General features: G+C 49.9%; 14 protein-coding genes and 1 pseudogene. 5 read left to right on the top strand and 10 right to left on the bottom strand.

The window, feature by feature from the left end; all coding sequences use genetic code 11:
- The first annotated feature begins 219 nt into the window (after positions 1–219).
- The 3 genes from C5S62_RS09320 to C5S62_RS09310 are packed head-to-tail and all read left to right on the top strand — an operon-like array spanning position 220 to position 1,741.
- Complete coding sequence (locus C5S62_RS09320; RefSeq protein WP_104405111.1) at positions 220–732, top strand: RNA polymerase sigma factor; 513 nt, start codon at positions 220–222, stop codon at positions 730–732.
- Positions 722–1,261 carry a hypothetical protein gene (locus C5S62_RS09315; protein ID WP_104405110.1) on the top strand — a complete coding sequence of 180 codons (540 nt, stop codon included), beginning with the start codon at positions 722–724 and terminating at the stop codon, positions 1,259–1,261. The genes C5S62_RS09320 and C5S62_RS09315 overlap by 11 nt, the downstream gene beginning before the upstream one ends.
- Positions 1,262–1,264: 3 nt before the next feature.
- Positions 1,265–1,741, top strand: coding sequence for a DUF4252 domain-containing protein (locus C5S62_RS09310; RefSeq protein ID WP_104405109.1), 477 nt, complete (start codon positions 1,265–1,267; stop codon positions 1,739–1,741).
- A gap of 245 nt (positions 1,742–1,986) precedes the next feature.
- Here the strand turns inward: C5S62_RS09310 and dusB are convergent, their stop codons facing one another.
- The 10 genes from dusB to ahcY form a co-directional block, all read right to left on the bottom strand.
- On the bottom strand, positions 1,987–3,006 hold the full coding sequence (gene dusB / locus C5S62_RS09305; protein WP_104405108.1) for a tRNA dihydrouridine synthase DusB: 1,020 nt from the start codon (positions 3,004–3,006) through the stop codon (positions 1,987–1,989).
- A gap of 12 nt (positions 3,007–3,018) precedes the next feature.
- Complete coding sequence (locus C5S62_RS09300) at positions 3,019–3,816, bottom strand: CPBP family intramembrane glutamic endopeptidase (protein ID WP_104405107.1); 798 nt, start codon at positions 3,814–3,816, stop codon at positions 3,019–3,021.
- 198 nt (positions 3,817–4,014) lie between these two features.
- Positions 4,015–4,944, bottom strand: a complete 930-nt coding sequence (locus C5S62_RS09295; RefSeq protein ID WP_104405106.1) for a bifunctional riboflavin kinase/FAD synthetase — start codon at positions 4,942–4,944, stop codon at positions 4,015–4,017.
- 10 nt (positions 4,945–4,954) lie between these two features.
- Complete coding sequence (locus tag C5S62_RS09290; protein WP_104405105.1) at positions 4,955–5,572, bottom strand: HAD family phosphatase; 618 nt, start codon at positions 5,570–5,572, stop codon at positions 4,955–4,957.
- A 66-nt stretch (positions 5,573–5,638) separates the two neighbouring features.
- Positions 5,639–6,877: a peptidase U32 family protein gene (locus tag C5S62_RS09285; RefSeq protein WP_104405104.1), complete on the bottom strand. Its 1,239-nt coding sequence runs from the start codon at positions 6,875–6,877 to the stop codon at positions 5,639–5,641.
- A gap of 73 nt (positions 6,878–6,950) precedes the next feature.
- Positions 6,951–7,724, bottom strand: coding sequence for an acetylglutamate kinase (gene argB / locus C5S62_RS09280; RefSeq protein ID WP_104405103.1), 774 nt, complete (start codon positions 7,722–7,724; stop codon positions 6,951–6,953).
- A gap of 357 nt (positions 7,725–8,081) precedes the next feature.
- Positions 8,082–8,930, bottom strand: a complete 849-nt coding sequence (gene lgt / locus C5S62_RS09275; protein WP_104405102.1) for a prolipoprotein diacylglyceryl transferase — start codon at positions 8,928–8,930, stop codon at positions 8,082–8,084.
- Between the two features lie 100 nt (positions 8,931–9,030).
- Entirely contained in the window at positions 9,031–10,134 is a 1,104-nt protein-coding gene (gene ychF, locus C5S62_RS09270; RefSeq protein WP_104405101.1) for a redox-regulated ATPase YchF, read from the bottom strand.
- A gap of 91 nt (positions 10,135–10,225) precedes the next feature.
- Positions 10,226–12,874: a YfhO family protein gene (locus C5S62_RS09265; RefSeq protein WP_104405100.1), complete on the bottom strand. Its 2,649-nt coding sequence runs from the start codon at positions 12,872–12,874 to the stop codon at positions 10,226–10,228.
- A 45-nt stretch (positions 12,875–12,919) separates the two neighbouring features.
- Positions 12,920–14,338 (bottom strand): adenosylhomocysteinase, encoded by a 1,419-nt coding sequence (gene ahcY, locus C5S62_RS09260; RefSeq protein ID WP_104405099.1) that lies wholly within the window; start codon positions 14,336–14,338, stop codon positions 12,920–12,922.
- A 582-nt stretch (positions 14,339–14,920) separates the two neighbouring features.
- Between ahcY and C5S62_RS09250 the strand changes: the two are divergent.
- Together C5S62_RS09250 and C5S62_RS09245 are read left to right on the top strand one after the other, a co-directional pair.
- Positions 14,921–15,370, top strand: a pseudogene (locus tag C5S62_RS09250) (Lrp/AsnC family transcriptional regulator); the annotation flags it as partial.
- Between the two features lie 257 nt (positions 15,371–15,627).
- A complete protein-coding gene (locus C5S62_RS09245) occupies positions 15,628–15,936 on the top strand; it encodes a DUF4491 family protein (protein ID WP_104405096.1) in 309 nt (102 codons plus the stop codon).
- Positions 15,937–16,143: the final 207 nt, after the last annotated feature.

Below are 16,143 nucleotides of genomic sequence, written 5' to 3'. Positions count from 1 at the left end.
GCTTGGCTGTTACAAAGATAATAAATTTTCCGCCGGAAAGCAAATAGTGTTAAAACAGCAATGCTACCATCAGAACATGAACGGGAAAAGGCTACCACCTACTGCCAAGAAAAAAGAGAACGGCAGAAACCGTTTTTATCCTCAAAAGATGAGAAACGAAAAAAATCTCACTTTTTTTGTAACTTTACACCTGTGTGTCCGTCTTATTATTAGAGAGCAATGAAACAGATTGACTTCAGATACGACTTGCTGCCGCTGAAAGACAAGCTCTTCCGGCTGGCTTTGCGCATCGTGCAAGACCGACCTGAAGCCGAGGACGTCACGCAGGATACGCTGCTGCGCGTATGGGAAAGGCGCGAAGAACTCTCACAGGTGAAATCGCTCGAAGCCTATGTCCTCACCACCGGACGGAATCTGGCCCTTGACCGCTGTCGCAAGCGCGAAGCGCAAAACATTTCGCTAGAGGAAACAACAGCCGATACGCCGGACAGCGCTCTCACTGCCGACAGGCAAATGGAAGCTGACGAAAAGCGGCAACGTGTGCACGATATATTCAACCGGTTGCCTGAAACACAGCGTACCGTCATGCAACTGCGCGACATTGAAGGCAAAACCACTCGGGAAGTGGCCGAAATCATGGGACTGACCGAGGAAAACGTAAAGGTTATCCTCTTCCGGGCCAGACGCACCGTGAGGGAACAATACGAAAAACTTGAGAATTATGGATTATAAATATATAGAACAACTCCTGGAACGCTATTGGGCTTGTCAAACCATGCCTGAGGAAGAAGCCATTCTCCGCACGTTCTTCGAACAGCCATCGGTGCCGGCGCATCTGGCAATGTGGCGCGACTTGTTCGTATATGAAAACATACAGGCGGAAGAAAAGTTGGACACCGGCTTTGACGAACGGCTTTGCCGGCTGGCAGGCATAGAGAACGCTTCCACGCAAGTCACAGCGCCCGTGATAGTGCGAGCCCGACGCCTGTCGTTGAGCCGCAGACTGCGCCCGCTTTATCGGGCTGTGGCGTCAGTGGCCATCGTCATGGTGGTAGGCACAGCGGCACAACATATTTTCAACCGCCCGCAAGAAGTGATGGAATGGGATTATAACCCGGCTACGTATCAGGACTCCTACGACAATCCGAAGGAGGCTTATGAGACTCTCGATGACGGCATACGCGAACTGCGTGATGTGCTTAACATTCCAGAAAAAGCCGATTCCATCGGCAAAAACGAACGACCAATCATCAAAGGGTAAGATATGAAGAAGTTTCTCTTCACTCTCATATTGCTTATGATTGTGGCTTTCCCTTCCTCTGCACAACAGGAACATGACTTCGCCGCTCATTTCATGGAAACGTACGGCAATACCGAAGAACTGACCTGCACTACTGTAAGTCCGCAAATGATGGAACGCATCATCCGGCTGAAAGAGGTTGAAGGTGACGACAAGAACCTGCAGGTACTGACACAAATTAAAAGCATACGCATCATTTCTTGCGGACAATACTCTGAAGCCGGAGTATTTTACAAAAAGGCCGGCATGCTGGCCCGTGAAAACAAAAAGCGGTACAAGCGATACGCAGAAAAAGACGACACGGCCATATACATCCGCCGGCGCGGCAGGCTGATAGTGGAACTTGTTGTCATCCGCCTCAAAGACGAGAAAAACTTCAGTCTGCTCAATTTCACAGGCAACATGTCCGACAAATTTATCAGTCAGGTCATGAACATATAAACCCCTGACAACCGACAACGAAACATGTCTACTACAAAATAAGCTGAGCCGAAAGGCGGCGAGGCAACGGTGAAAACGTCACTTGCTTATTAAAACAAACACTTGACTCCCCAACGGGTTTCAGTTCTCTCACAATGCCGTCGTCCGGTGGGACGGCAAATAAATAAAACGGGAAAGTACATTCTTCTCAGAATGACTTTCCCATTTATTTTAACCGACAGATCCATTCATCAACCTATCGTCCTTCATACTTCCCTTGGCAGCAACGGTCGCGTACTTTCCATTATTTCAAACAGTTCATCCACAGTTTCGGCACGCAGCATGGCTATACGTGTCTGGCGGAAGTTGGGCAATCCTTTAAAAAGTGGCGTGGCAGCCAAATGGCGGCGCACATGCAGAATGCCACGATACTCATCAATACGGCTCACACTCTGCCTGACTTGTTCCTTGAGCACATCAAGCTGCCAGTCAACAGACATGGGGGCAAATTGACTCTCTACAGCATTCTCCACATCGTGACTCCCACCATGCAGAGCGTCACGAATTTCCTTGAATATCCAGGGCCTTCCGAAAGTGGCGCGTCCCACCATGACAGCATCTACCCTATATTCCTCAAAAGCGCGCACCGCATCGGCGGCACAGCAAACATCTCCGTTGCCAATAACGGGAATATTCATGCGGGGGTTACGCTTCACCTCGCCTATGAGTGTCCAGTCTGCCTGCCCCGTGTACATCTGCGAACGGGTACGGCCGTGAACGGTAAGAGCCGCAATGCCACAATCCTGCAATTGTTCGGCTAAAGATACAATGATTTTATGACTATCGTCCCATCCTAAACGCGTCTTTACTGTAACGGGTACTTTTACAGCTTCCACTACCGATCGCGTTATTTCAAGCATCAACGGCACATTCTGCAACATTCCTGCACCGGCACCTTTTCCGGCCACACGCTTGACCGGACAGCCAAAATTAAGGTCGAGCACATCAGGACGGGCACGTTCCACAACAATCTGGGCAGCGTCGCGCACAGCCACAGGGTCTTTGCCATAAATCTGTATAGCTACGGGACGTTCTTCCTCACATACAGTCAGTTTTTCCAGACTGCGGTTTACCATGCGTACCAAAGCATCAGCTGCCACAAACTCCGAATAAACCATTGACGCACCCAAACGACGGCACAGCAGACGGAAACCGATGTCGGTAACGTCTTCCATAGGCGCCAGCAGCACAGGCCGCGGACCCAAATCAATATTTCCAATTATCATGATACAGACTATTTATTTTTCAGGAAACAACAATATTTTCTCACCTCTTACAGATATGCCGGAACAATACACCAACACTCCACCGCCTATGAAAAGAAATGCGCCGACAATCAGTTGCAGCGCCAAGTTCATGGCTACCATGTACGATTCCGCCGCCGGAAAAAACAGCAGTAACATTGCCAAAGTGTTATTAAGGACATGCGCCACACCACACAGGCGGATATCATCGGCGCGAATATAAAGGATGCCAAACACAAAGCCCGCAACCAAGGCGGGTACGGCCTGTGCCCAATTAGCATGTACAACGGCAAAAAGCAATGCCGACACAAATGCGGCACTCAAGGGAGAAAGTCCGCGGTGGACAAGAGAGCGCAATATACCTTCCCGAAAAACGACCTCTTCCGTCAAAGGGCCTACTATACACAGTAGAAAAATACATAAAACATTCGATTTCATCGACTGGAATAAGTCCATTTGCCCATTATCCTCCAGTCCAATCGGCAACAACAATAAGTGTAAGCCGAAAATCAAAAGCAGTGTACCCACTGTAGGCAATAACCACTGCTTCATACCTAAAGAAACGTTCCGCCTCAACGGATAACGCCGCACCAGCTTCATCATCCACAACACTAATACGAGCATTAAATTACCGGCCAACATTGAAATTCCCAATATTACACCGGAGGGTGTATGCAACTCTTCCGTATGGCCGGAAACCAGGTCGTCGGCATTTTCAATGAGCCTTGCCAGCCCCAATGACACAACGGACATCAACACGAAGAGATTTAAAATGATTATTGACCTAAACATGTTTCTTATTAATAAAGAGTTATTCTTATTCTATAAAGAACTTGGCTCATTGTAGCCAATAAAAATGAAATGCTGTACTTCACAGAAAATCCACAATAAGACGAATATCTTTTTGACACACTAGCAGTTCATGCCTTATACGTCGTGACTGTCTCAAATAAGTTCATACAGAAAATCCGCACAACCATTCCGATTTTATCATACAGAGGATAGCAATTGACGCGCCAGTAGGGAATCGCATCCTAATTGCATTTGTAATTTTTCCAACGATTCGAATTGTCGCTCGTTGCGTAAGCGATACCGGAATCGAAGAGAGAGAGATTCTCCGTATAAGTTACCATTAAAATCAAAAATATGCGCTTCCACCGATATATTCTCACCATTTTTCAAGGTTGGCCGCCGGCCTATATTAAGCATCGCGCCATACGTTCTGCCATCAATCATAGCTTCAACAGCATACACGCCGCAGCCAGGTATCAGTTTTTCTTTTGAGAACGGTTGCAGATTGGCCGTCGGAAAACCGATATTCCGCCCCACACGGTGTCCTTCGACAACAATGCCGGACAATTCATAGCTACGGCCGAGACATTTCTCCGCCTGCTCCACATTTCCTTCTTCAAGTAAACGCCGAACAAACGATGAACTGACGGTAAAATCGCCCATCACGCATTTTTTCGCCGGCAATACTTCTATTCCTGATTCTCTGCCAATGCGTTGATAATGGGTTAAGCCGGACAATTTGTCGGAACCGAACCGATGGTCGTAACCTACGACTATTTTTTTTACGCCATATTCACGATATAATATCTGCTCCATAAATTGTTTTGCAGTGAGTGCGGCAAGTTCCGGAGTGAACTGTAATATAACGCAGGCATCCGCACCTGTGGCCCGGAGCAGTTCCGTTTTTTCGGGAACAGTAGTAAGAAGTTTTGGCTGGTAACCGGACTTCACTACAGTCCGTGGATGATTAGAAAAGGTTACGATGAATGCACCCATATCACATTGGCGGGCTTCGTTTATCACTTGTTCTATCAAACAGCGGTGACCTAGATGAACTCCGTCGAAAAAGCCGATAGTAGCCACCATATTGCTGTATTTCCGAGCAGTAAAAGGAATGAGCGGTGTCATGAGGGACTTATTATATATAGTAACCGTCAGGAGTAAAGAACTCAAGCCATTTTCCGCCGGCAGGGGCAAGCCTTGCCTGCAGTCCGGCCTGTTGTGCCGCAACACAATTTTCTTCGCAATCATCGAGGAAAAGAATCTCATCCGGCGGACAAGCAAGCCGTTCCACTACGGCCTGGTAAATTTGCGGTGCCGGCTTTTCCACACCTAATTCGCAGGAAAGAAATATTTCGTTGAAAAAGTCCCTTATCGTATGACCTCGATACCGGAAAAACCTTTCCCGTGCTATCGCCCAATGTATTTCATTCGTATTGCTCAACACGTGTACAGGATAATGCTGTCCGATTTTGAGTAACATCTCCAGACGGTTTTCGGGTACTCCTATGAGGTATTGTTCCCAGGCGTGGACTATTGCCTCATCGGGGAGATCTTTTTTTTCAGACAGACCGCGCAGTTCATCACAGAACTCATGTATACTCACCACGCCGCGTTCAAGTTTTGAAAACAGTCCGGCTTGCGCATAAGTGCCCAGATAAGGCTTCACGTCAAAATTGATTTCGGCAAAGGCCTCTATGCAACGCTGGCGGTCAAGATCGACAAGGACACCGCCGAAGTCAAAAAGAAAATTCATGTGAACCGGATTTTATGACAAAATTAAATGAATGTGAAAGGTTTTGCGTTAAAGGAACCGAAACATTCAGTCAGCTGCTACCAGTTTGTAGAGTTTATCACTGGGACGTATTTTTTCACTGACGGGTATGGACACCGCCTGTCCTTTTACCGCCTTTTCTACGGGACCGTTGTCGAAGTGAATCTCTGTAGCCTCAATATAGACTACTCCGGTAGTGGGGCCGATAATAACCAGACGGTCGCCCACACACACCTCACCTGCCTCGATGTAGAATTCCCCTACTCCCAAACGCGAGAAGTACTTTATCCCTTTGCCTACATAGACTTTCTTTTCCGTGGCATTGCTGCCATATTTTCCGCTCCATTCTCCCAGCCGGCGTCCGAGATAATAACCGTCCCAAAAACCGCGGTTAAAGACTGTGGAAAGCCGTTGATCCCAATGGTCTACCATATTTTCATTGAAAGTGCCGGCCTCAACGGCGGCCAGGGCTTCTTTATAGCACGACACTACGGTATAGACGTACTCGGCGCTGCGGGCTCTTCCCTCTATTTTGAAAACGCGCACGCCGGCATCGGCCATTTTATCGATGAAACCGATTGTTTTCAAGTCCTTCGGACTCATAATATACTTATTATCGACATTGAGTTCCACACCGGTTTCGCGGTCGCGGACGGTATAACTGCGGCGGCACACCTGCATACATTCGCCGCGGTTAGCCGACCGTCCGAGATTGTCGAGCGACAGATAGCATTTTCCACTCACAGCCATGCACAAGGCACCGTGGCAGAACATTTCTATCCGTATACGGTTTCCTGAGGGTCCGCATACATTGTTTTCTTCGATGAAACGGTGTATTTCTCTGACTTGAGAAAGATTCAGCTCACGCGCCAGCACCACGACATCGGCATAGTTTGCATAAAATTTTAAAGCCTCTGTGTTAGATATGTTGAGCTGGGTTGACAAGTGAACCTCCATACCCGTCTGGCGGCAATAAGTAAGTACGGCCACATCAGCCGCAATGACAGCCGAAATACCCGCATCGCGAGCAGCATCGCATATCTGCCTCATAAGTTCAATATCGTCATCATAGATGATGGTGTTGACCGTAAGATAAGTTTTCACCCCCCGTTCATTGCATGTGGCGGCTATTTCGCGCAAATCATCGATGGTGAAGCGACTGGCGGAATGTGCGCGCATATTGAGGGATTCGATGCCGAAATAAACGGAATCGGCACCGGCCTTAAGAGCGGCTGCCAGCGACTCGCGTGAACCGGCCGGCGCCATGATTTCATATTTTTTTGCCATAATAGGGATTGAGACCAAAGAAATAAGAGAATGACAATTTGTAATCTGCCAGAAAAACAGGTATTGTGAAGCCTCAAAGCGTCACGGTGGTACCTCCTGCTCTGCCTATGAGGTCGGCTCTGGTTATAACTACGCGCTTCACACCTGCCCGAAGGGCTGCAAGACAGTTTTCCAGTTTGGGCACCATACCACCCGATACCGTACCGTCTTTTACAAGACTTTCGAACACTGCCGGCGTAATGTGCGGTATGACGGAGTCTGCATTATCCGGACATTGCAGTACGCCGGCATATTCAAAACAGAAGACAAGCGTTACGTCAAAATGGGCGGCCAAGGCTTTGGCCGTTTCCCCGGCAATGGTATCAGCGTTAGTGTTGAGCAGCGAACCTCGGCCATCGTGGGTGAGGGGTGCCATAACCGGTACTACGCCACTCTTGACCAATGCCGTGAGACGATCGCCGTCCACGCGGTCAACATCACCTACGAATCCATAGTCGATCTCACCAGCCGGGCGACGATGTGATCGTATCACGTCCATATCAGCTCCAGTAAGCCCCAAAGCGTTAATGCCGCAGGCCTGAAGGTTGGCCACAACGTTTTTATTGACCAGTCCACCATAGACCATAGCTACAACGCGCAGCATTTCGGCATCGGTGATCCGCCTGCCGCCTATCATGCGGGTTTCCACGCCAAGTTGTGCGGCAATGTCAGTAGCAGTGCGACCGCCGCCGTGTACGAGGACTTTATGTCCGGAAAGTGTGGAGAAATCGCGGATAAGTTGTATCAGGGCGGCGGCATTTTCAACGATTTTACCACCCACCTTAACCACTGTCAGTTGTTCTTTCATGATGTGACGTATTATGTTATTACGAATGCAAAATTACTAAATTTCAGGGAAAGGGTAAAATGGCAGAAGAGTTATATCCTGTCAAGCCTCTGTGATACTTTTCTTACAGATTGACTTTAACATTTTTAACTTTCCATTACATTTCAGAGCAGTATTTCTTGAAATCCAAGTATTGGAATTGAAACACGAATACGGGGAATTTAAATTGTAATACTTGGAATTTAGAGAAATAATACACCCAAAAAACCTTTCAACTATCCCGAAAAACACTGAAAAAGCGGGACTCCTCCGTGAAGAGTCCCGCTTGGCTGTTACAAAGATAATACTTTTTTTGCCCGAATGCAAATAGTGTTAAAATCAGTGCTCACCCCATTTCTTGCACAACCGGCCGCCCAACAGGCAGTAAAGTCCGATGATGATGAAAGGAATGCTGAGCAGTTGCCCCTGATTGAGACCTATGGCGCTGACCATGGATATTTCCCAGCTTTCCTGCACTTCTTTAAAGAACTCCACCACGAAACGGAACATGAAGATGGTGGTGAGGCAGTAGCCGAAGAAGAATCCCGTTCCTACCTTATGGCTGAAGCGGCGATAAAGCGCCACCCCTATAATGAAGAACAGAAAATAGGCCACGGCCTCGTAAAGCTGTCCGGGATGACGTGGAAAGATGTCACCGTTAGCGACAAATATGAAACCGTAGTCCGAACCGGTGTATTTACCCACTATTTCGGAATTCATGAGGTTGCCCAGACGGATGCAGCAGGCCGTTATAGGAGTGGCTATGGCGATATTGTCGAGCACACGCATGATATTCACCTTTGTTCGGCGCACATAAAGCCACAAGGCCAGCATGAGACCCGCAGTGCCACCGTGTGAGGCCAGACCGGCATAGCCGGTACACCGCCAGCCGCCGTCAATGGTCTGCCGGACGGGAAGGAGCATCTCGACGGGATGGGAAAGAAAATAACCCGGATCGTAAAGCAAGCAATGGCCCAGACGGGCACCAAGCAATATGCCGACAAAACAATAAAAGAAAAGAGGTTCGAACTTCTCCATCGGAATCTGTTGCCTGCGATAGAGACGGAACACTATGATATAGGCCAGGCCTAAACCTATGAGCCAAAGAAAACTGTACCAATGGATGGTGAAGGAACCTATGCTGAGGAGGTCCTTCGATGGGTTCCACAGAACGGAATATGCTGTCATGTTGTGTATATTTTAAGATTGTGGACGACAACCTACTTCCGTAAACGGACAGGTGTCAGGCATGTTGCATCTGTTTCAGGCTGCCGTCCGTCCAGACTGCTTACACGTTGAAACGGAAATGCATGATGTCACCATCCTGCACAACGTACTCCTTGCCTTCCACGTGAAGAAGGCCGGCTTCACGGACGGCGCTTTCTGAACCGAGCCGCACGTAATCATCGTATTTGATGACCTCGGCACGGATGAAACCTTTCTCAAAGTCTGTGTGGATTACGCCGGCACATTGCGGAGCCTTCCAGCCACGGCGGTAAGTCCAGGCTTTTACCTCCATCTCGCCGGCTGTGATGAACGTCTCAAGTTCGAGCATTTTATAGGCGGCCTTAATAAGGCGGTTGCATCCGCTTTCTTCCAGCCCGACATCCTGTAGAAACATCTGCCGCTCTTCATAGGTTTCGAGTTCGGCAATATCGGCCTCCGTCTGCGCTGCCAGCACCAGTACCTCGGCGCCTTCCTCCTTCACAGCTTCGCGAACAGCTTCCACATAATGGTTACCCTCCGATGCCGAAGCTTCATCGACATTGCACACGTAGAGAACAGGTTTTGACGTAAGGAGAAAAAGACTGCGGGCGGCCTTCTGTTCCTCTTTGCTATCAAACTGCACGGTTCGGGCAGACTTGCCTTGCAAGAGAGCTTCGCGGCAGGCTACGAGAACGTCATACTCGAGTTTGGCTGCTTTGTCACCGCCTACCTGAGCTATTTTCTCCACGCGCCTGATACGGTTCTCCACCGTTTCAAGATCCTTGAGCTGAAGCTCGGTGTCGATAATTTCCTTGTCACGCACTGGATCTACAGAACCGTCTACGTGCACTACATTACCATCGTCGAAGCAACGCAACACATGTATGATGGCATCCGTTTCGCGAATGTTGCCCAAAAACTGGTTGCCCAGTCCTTCGCCCTTCGACGCACCTTTCACCAAACCGGCAATGTCGACGATTTCCACCGTAGTGGGCACGATGCGCCCGGGGTTGACAAGCTCGGCCAACTTGGCCAGACGTTCGTCGGGTACGGTGATGACACCCACGTTGGGTTCTATGGTGCAAAAGGGAAAATTGGCAGATTGTGCCTTGGCGTTGCTCAGACAGTTGAAGAGGGTGGACTTACCGACATTGGGCAGTCCCACAATTCCACATTGAAGACTCATTGGGGATGAATATTAATGATGATTTTATATACGTTGCAGCCGGATCTTTTTCCTTTACCGGAATTTCTCTATCCGACAACAAGTGCGGTAATTATGGTTTGTTTTTGATTTTTCTAGTAAACTGGAAAACCACCGCGCCAGCGAAAAGAAGCAATACGATGGCTATAGCGGTGTAAGCAATGACATTAGTCGTTGCCACCGTGGCCGGATGGAAATCAAGCACAACTTTGTGATTGCCCGCCGGAACCTTGATGGCACGCAGCAAGTAGTTCACGCGGCCCACCTCTACGGCTTCGCCATCCACAGTAGCCGTCCAGCCGGGATAATATACTTCGGAGAACACTACAACGCCACCCTTTTCCGACGAGATGTCATAGTGCAGTTCGTTCGGTTCGTATTTTGTCAGTTTCACAGAACCGTTGCCCAGCGGAGAACCTTCAAGAACATGACGGAACTCCTCATCGGCTATGGCTGCATGCTTTGTATCCAATCCTGTGAGTGCGGACATTTCCTCATCGGCGCCTTTCACGAATTTCACGTTGTTGACAAACCAACCGTTGCCATTGGCATGGTCATTGCATGCCACCACCAGATTGTTGCCATTACCAGGAAGAATAACATATTTCATGTTAAGCATGTTCAGAACAGGACACAAACTGTCTGCCAATAAGGCCATTTCTGCGCCTGGCTCTTGGAATATCCCTTTTCCCAAGCTGCTGATTTCAGGAACCAGCTGACGGTCGATAAGGTCTTGGTAACGCTGTAGTTTGGCGGCATGATATCCGCCGATGCTGTGGTGCCAGTAGCTCGTGGCGTTTTCGTTAAACGTCTGCCCCGTTGACAGATTGAGCACGCGGTAATAAGATTTATCGCGGAGTATCAGCTCATCAGCCGGAGTCTTCTGAAGGAATTTTCCAGTCTGTGCCACGGGATCCGTGAAGTTCTTCTCAACATTCAGATATTCCCGGTTGACGCTCCACATATCGGCCAGTGACACTGCTCCGAGCAAAACGCAGGCAGCCCAGGCCGGGAAACGTTTCCAGCGAGCGGCACAGAACAAGATAATCCCACTAATAAAAATAATCAGCAACGAGCGGCCGGCACTGGCCGACAATGTGCTGTGACGCACAGCAGTCAATGCGTCCGTGTAGCTTTGTGCGAAATCCTTTCCGATTACTTCTGCAATGGACTCCATAAATGGAAATTCGTTGGCAGAAATACAATTGCCTGCCAGACTAGGGAACATCCAGAACAGGAGGCACACGCCGGCGCTCAGAACAGTAGCAGCGGCAAAACCGGCTTTTCCACGCGTTGTACGGAGTATTTCCCTATTTTGGAAAATACGCGCCAGCGCCATGATGCCTAAGAGTGGCATGGTAAATTCCGCAATGACGAGAGCCGATGATACGGTGCGGAATTTATTGTACATAGGCAGATGGTCGATAAGGAAGTGCGTAACGGCCGGCACGTTATGCCCCCAGGCGAAGACAAGAGACAGAATGGTAGCGGCGGCTAACGCCCATTTCATGGGGCCTTTCACAATGAACAGCCCCAGTATGAAAAGGAAGCATACGAAAGCTCCGACATATACGGGTCCTACCGTCATAGGCTGATTGCCCCAGTATTGTGTCACGCCGGGCGGTTGCGGTACACCCTGTTGTGCCAATTGCTGAACGTAGGGCAAGAGTTGTGCCTGCGGATCGTCGTATAAGTTTTCCTCTGTCAGGGCCGGTTCGCCCGAACCGCCTCCTTTGTATCTTGGGATGAGGAGCGTGAGGGTTTCGTCTACGCCGTAACTCCACTGCGTTATATAGTCAAAATCCAGTCCGCCGCTTTTGTCGGCTGCTGTAGCTTCGGCAGGTTCCGCATCCTTTGCCGGAAGGGGCGACAGTTCAGTGCCTCCACGCATGGTATGCTTGGCGTAATCGTAAGTGTGGTAGATATTCGGCAGATTGGCCGCCACTCCGAGAAGTCCCGCCACAAGAATGACGCCTGTGGCTTTTGCCCAGCGCGAGAGGCTGAGGCGCGTTGCGGGAAATGCTTCTCCGCTGTTTTGCGCGGCATCGGTCTTTTTCTTCGAACGCAGGGCCTGTATGAGATAAGCCAGTACGATGAAGAACATTACGAATCCGAAATAGTAGGTCATCTGTACGTGGTTGGAAAGTATCTGAAAGGCCGTGAAGAGTGCGGTCACCGCTCCTCCCAATAGATATTTTCCGCGATAACAGAGCACGAGCCCGCCGATAGTGGGCGGCACGAAGGCCAGTGTCATGACTTTCCAGATGTGCCCTGCACCTATTATAATAAAGAAGTAAGAGGAGAAAGTCCATAATATGGCTCCAAGCGCCGCGAGGTAGGGCTTGAAGTCAAATGCCCGCAGCAGGATGTAGAAACCCAACAGGAATACAAACGTATAGCACATGACGCCAGTCATGCCCAATTCGTAAATACCCGCCACCTTTCCCAGAAACTGCGTGGCACTGTAGGATGGCGCCATCTGGTAAGTCGGCATACCGCTGAACTGTGAGTTTGTCCATCGTGTGGTTTCTCCGTCATGGCTCTCGTAATATTCCGTCAGCTCACGTCCCTGCCCGATGGAGGCGTCGGTGTCGTGTCCGCCCAAAACCATACCTTGTGATACCGGTTCCTGAAAGTAGGCAAATCCTACGAGAAGGAAAAGCACCACCATAGCGATGTCCATCAGAATGGTCCTGCTGTTTTTTTTGAGAAAATCGTTCATTGGTCGTTTTCTTTATTTTAGTTGTTTCCACCTGAGACTTTCCGTTTAATAGCGGTAGTGTTCCGCTTTGTATGGTCCTTCCACCGGTACGCCGATGTAGTCGGCCTGTGCCTGTGTGAGACGTGTGAGATGTACGCCGATACGCTCCAGATGGAGACGCGCCACTTCTTCGTCGAGATATTTCGGCAGACGGTAAACGCCTACGGGATAATCTTTTTTGAAGAGTTCTATCTGTGCCAATGTCTGATTGGTGAAAGAGTTTGACATAACGAAGGAGGGATGCCCCGTAGCGCATCCGAGGTTGACCAGGCGTCCGTCGGCCAGAAGGGTTATGCGGTGTCCGTCGGCAAAGCGGTAGCTGTCTACCTGCGGTTTGATGTTTGTCACTTCCACGCCCGGCAGCCTCTTGAGAGCCTCCACCTGTATTTCGCTGTCGAAGTGACCGATGTTGCATACGATGGCCTGGTCGGGCATCGCCTCCATGTGGCGGGTCGTTATGACGTCAATATTGCCCGTTGTGGTTACGAAGATATTGCCCTGTGGGGCTGCTTCGTCCATGGTCAGCACTTCGAATCCCTCCATGGCTGCCTGAAGTGCGCAGATGGGGTCGATTTCCGTAACTATGACACGGGCGCCGTAGGAACGCATGCTTTGCGCGCATCCCTTGCCCACCTCGCCGTAACCGGCCACTACACACACCTTGCCGGCTATCATCACATCGGTGGCGCGCTTGATGCCGTCGGCCAGACTCTCACGGCAACCGTAGAGGTTGTCGAACTTCGACTTTGTCACAGAGTCGTTGACGTTGAAAGCCGGAAAGAGCAGCTCGCCACGTTCCAACATTTGGTAGAGACGGTGCACGCCGGTGGTTGTCTCCTCACTCACGCCCCGCATGCCTTTGGCCAGTTCGGTCCACATGCCTGGCCGCTCCTTCAGTGTGCGCTTGAGGATGTTTTTCAGCTCAGCCTCATCGCCGCTCGCCGATGGTGTGTCGAGTGCGGCAGCATTCTTTTCGGCCTCTACGCCCAAGTGTATCATAAGAGTGGCATCGCCGCCATCGTCCACGATAAGATTGGGCAACTGTCCGCCTGCGAAGTTCATGGCCTGCAGGGTACACCACCAGTAATCGGCCAGCGTCTCGCCCTTCCAGGCATACACGCCCACCCCCGCTTGGGCTATGGCCGCTGCGGCATGGTCCTGCGTGGAATAGATATTGCACGAACACCAGCGCACTTCCGCGCCGAGAGCCACGAGGGTTTCGATGAGTACGGCCGTCTGTATGGTCATGTGGAGCGAGCCCATCACTCGGGCTCCTTTAAGAGGCTGCTGCCCGGCATATTTTTCGCGAAGGGCCATGAGGCCGGGCATTTCGTGCTCGGCTATTTCTATTTCCTTACGTCCGAAGTCGCAGAGCGACAGGTCGGCCACCCGATAGGGCTGTTCTGTAAACAATTCTTTTTCCATGTGTTTCGTTTGTGCATTTATTTCCAATTTGCAAAGTTAGCGCTTTTGATTGAGAATTACCGCTTTGCAATGCAATAAAATATATGGTTTTCTCACTGGGGAGGGAATGGTCAAGACTTTAACATATTTAACTTTCCGCAACAATTCCGAGTGTTAAAACATAGGTTGTAAGTAGTGTGGAAGAAAAAGTCCGTATCGGAATTTCAACACGAATACTTGGAATTTAAATTCGGATACGGGGAATTTCAGGAAGAAATTCGCCGGTTTTCTCTTTGATTCCGGCTGAAAAATACTGAAAAAGCGGGACTTCCGTGTGGAAAATCCCGCTTCGCTGTTACAAAGATATGACATTTTCCGGCGGAAAGCAAATTGTGTTAAAAACCTCAGAAAGCAAAATCCGCAATAAAATCCATGAAAAGACAGCCACGCAAACGGCGCCCTTCACCGGCAAGTGCATTATCCTTTTTCCACAAATGAAAGAAATAATGAGACATTATTATTTTTCCGTCCTTAAAATATAATCAAATTGCATAATAATATGTATCTTTGTCACCAAGTAAAATAAAAAAACAAGAACATGTCATGAAAAAAGTTGACAAATTAGACCTGAAAATCCTTCAGATCATCTCAGTGGATGCCCGTGTCCCCTTTAAAGATGTAGCCGAAGTTTGCGGCGTGTCGCGTGCCGCCATTCATCAGCGCGTGCAGCGCCTCACCGAAGCCGGTGTCATCACCGGTTCAGGCTATAACGTCTACCCCAAACACATCGGCTACAGCACCTGCACCTTCGTTGGCATCACGCTCGAACGCGGGTCAATGTACAAGGAAGTGGCCGCCGAGCTGCTCAAAATTCCCGAAATCGTGGAATGCCACTTCACAACCGGCCACTACACAATGCTCGTCAAGCTCTATCTGCGCGACAATGAACACCTTATGGACCTGCTCAACAACCGCATACAGGAAATAAACGGTGTCATATCAACCGAAACACTCATCTCGCTCGAGCAAAGCTTCACCCGCCAAGTACCCATCATCATTCCCGGAGAGGAAGAAAACAAAAACCTGCGCGCCGCACGCGAGTATGCCGCCCATCTGGCAGAAACAGCCGCCTTGGCCGACGACCCTGACGGCGATGACAACGCGTCCGAACAACGAAGCCGCCGAAAAACCGAAAACTGAAATACCGCACAGAAGAAACTCCTCCTCCGCCATTCCCGCACCACGGACCGGCAGGGGGATTTTTTTCTTTCGGCCAACGAAGATAGCGAACCCCTAAAACTTCCCCACACATGCTTCACTACGAAGGAATCCTACTAGGCCTCTCCACCTTTATAACCATCGGTATATTCCATCCCATCGTCATCAAAACAGAATACTACTTCGGCACACGCCCGTGGTGGGTATTCCTGCTGCTCGGAGCCGGCTGCGCCGTTGGCGCGCTTTTCATCGAAAGTCTTTTCTGGAGCGCCCTTTGCGGCATAATAGGATTCTCCTCCCTCTGGACCATCAAGGAACTCTTCGAGCAGGAAGAACGCGTGCGCAAAGGCTGGTTCCCCAGCAATCCCCGACACCGGTCAAACCGCCGTTCCGGCAAATAACGTCCCGCGGCAATCCCTCATCCACAAAAGCCCGCCCCATGACAACATTCGACACCCACTCGCGCCACAAAGCACTCACATCACGTTTCCCCAACCACAACGTCCGGCCGCTCATCGGCATCAGCGGCAACTTCGGCGCCGCCGGCTGCGAACTGGCCGAAGGCTACTACAGCAGCATCGAACAGGCCGGCGGCATCCCCGTAGTAC

The sequence above is a fragment of the Prevotella sp. MGM2 genome (genome assembly GCF_002933955.1).
Lineage (GTDB): Bacteria > Bacteroidota > Bacteroidia > Bacteroidales > Bacteroidaceae > Alloprevotella.
The sequence above is the reverse complement of the archived record's forward strand: the minus strand, read 5'-3'. Positions and strand labels throughout refer to the sequence as shown.

Bases quoted from the DNA above. Each gene is read 5' to 3' on its own strand.
- C5S62_RS09320 (WP_104405111.1), top strand. From the start codon at position 220: ATGAAACAGATTGACTTCAGATACGACTTGCTGCCGCTGAAAGACAAG.
- C5S62_RS09315 (WP_104405110.1), top strand. From the start codon at position 722: ATGGATTATAAATATATAGAACAACTCCTGGAACGCTATTGGGCTTGT.
- C5S62_RS09310 (WP_104405109.1), top strand. From the start codon at position 1,265: ATGAAGAAGTTTCTCTTCACTCTCATATTGCTTATGATTGTGGCTTTC.
- dusB (WP_104405108.1), bottom strand. From the start codon at position 3,006: ATGATAATTGGAAATATTGATTTGGGTCCGCGGCCTGTGCTGCTGGCG.
- C5S62_RS09300 (WP_104405107.1), bottom strand. From the start codon at position 3,816: ATGTTTAGGTCAATAATCATTTTAAATCTCTTCGTGTTGATGTCCGTT.
- C5S62_RS09295 (WP_104405106.1), bottom strand. From the start codon at position 4,944: ATGACACCGCTCATTCCTTTTACTGCTCGGAAATACAGCAATATGGTG.
- C5S62_RS09290 (WP_104405105.1), bottom strand. From the start codon at position 5,572: ATGAATTTTCTTTTTGACTTCGGCGGTGTCCTTGTCGATCTTGACCGC.
- C5S62_RS09285 (WP_104405104.1), bottom strand. From the start codon at position 6,877: ATGGCAAAAAAATATGAAATCATGGCGCCGGCCGGTTCACGCGAGTCG.
- argB (WP_104405103.1), bottom strand. From the start codon at position 7,724: ATGAAAGAACAACTGACAGTGGTTAAGGTGGGTGGTAAAATCGTTGAA.
- lgt (WP_104405102.1), bottom strand. From the start codon at position 8,930: ATGACAGCATATTCCGTTCTGTGGAACCCATCGAAGGACCTCCTCAGC.
- ychF (WP_104405101.1), bottom strand. From the start codon at position 10,134: ATGAGTCTTCAATGTGGAATTGTGGGACTGCCCAATGTCGGTAAGTCC.
- C5S62_RS09265 (WP_104405100.1), bottom strand. From the start codon at position 12,874: ATGAACGATTTTCTCAAAAAAAACAGCAGGACCATTCTGATGGACATC.
- ahcY (WP_104405099.1), bottom strand. From the start codon at position 14,338: ATGGAAAAAGAATTGTTTACAGAACAGCCCTATCGGGTGGCCGACCTG.
- C5S62_RS09245 (WP_104405096.1), top strand. From the start codon at position 15,628: ATGCTTCACTACGAAGGAATCCTACTAGGCCTCTCCACCTTTATAACC.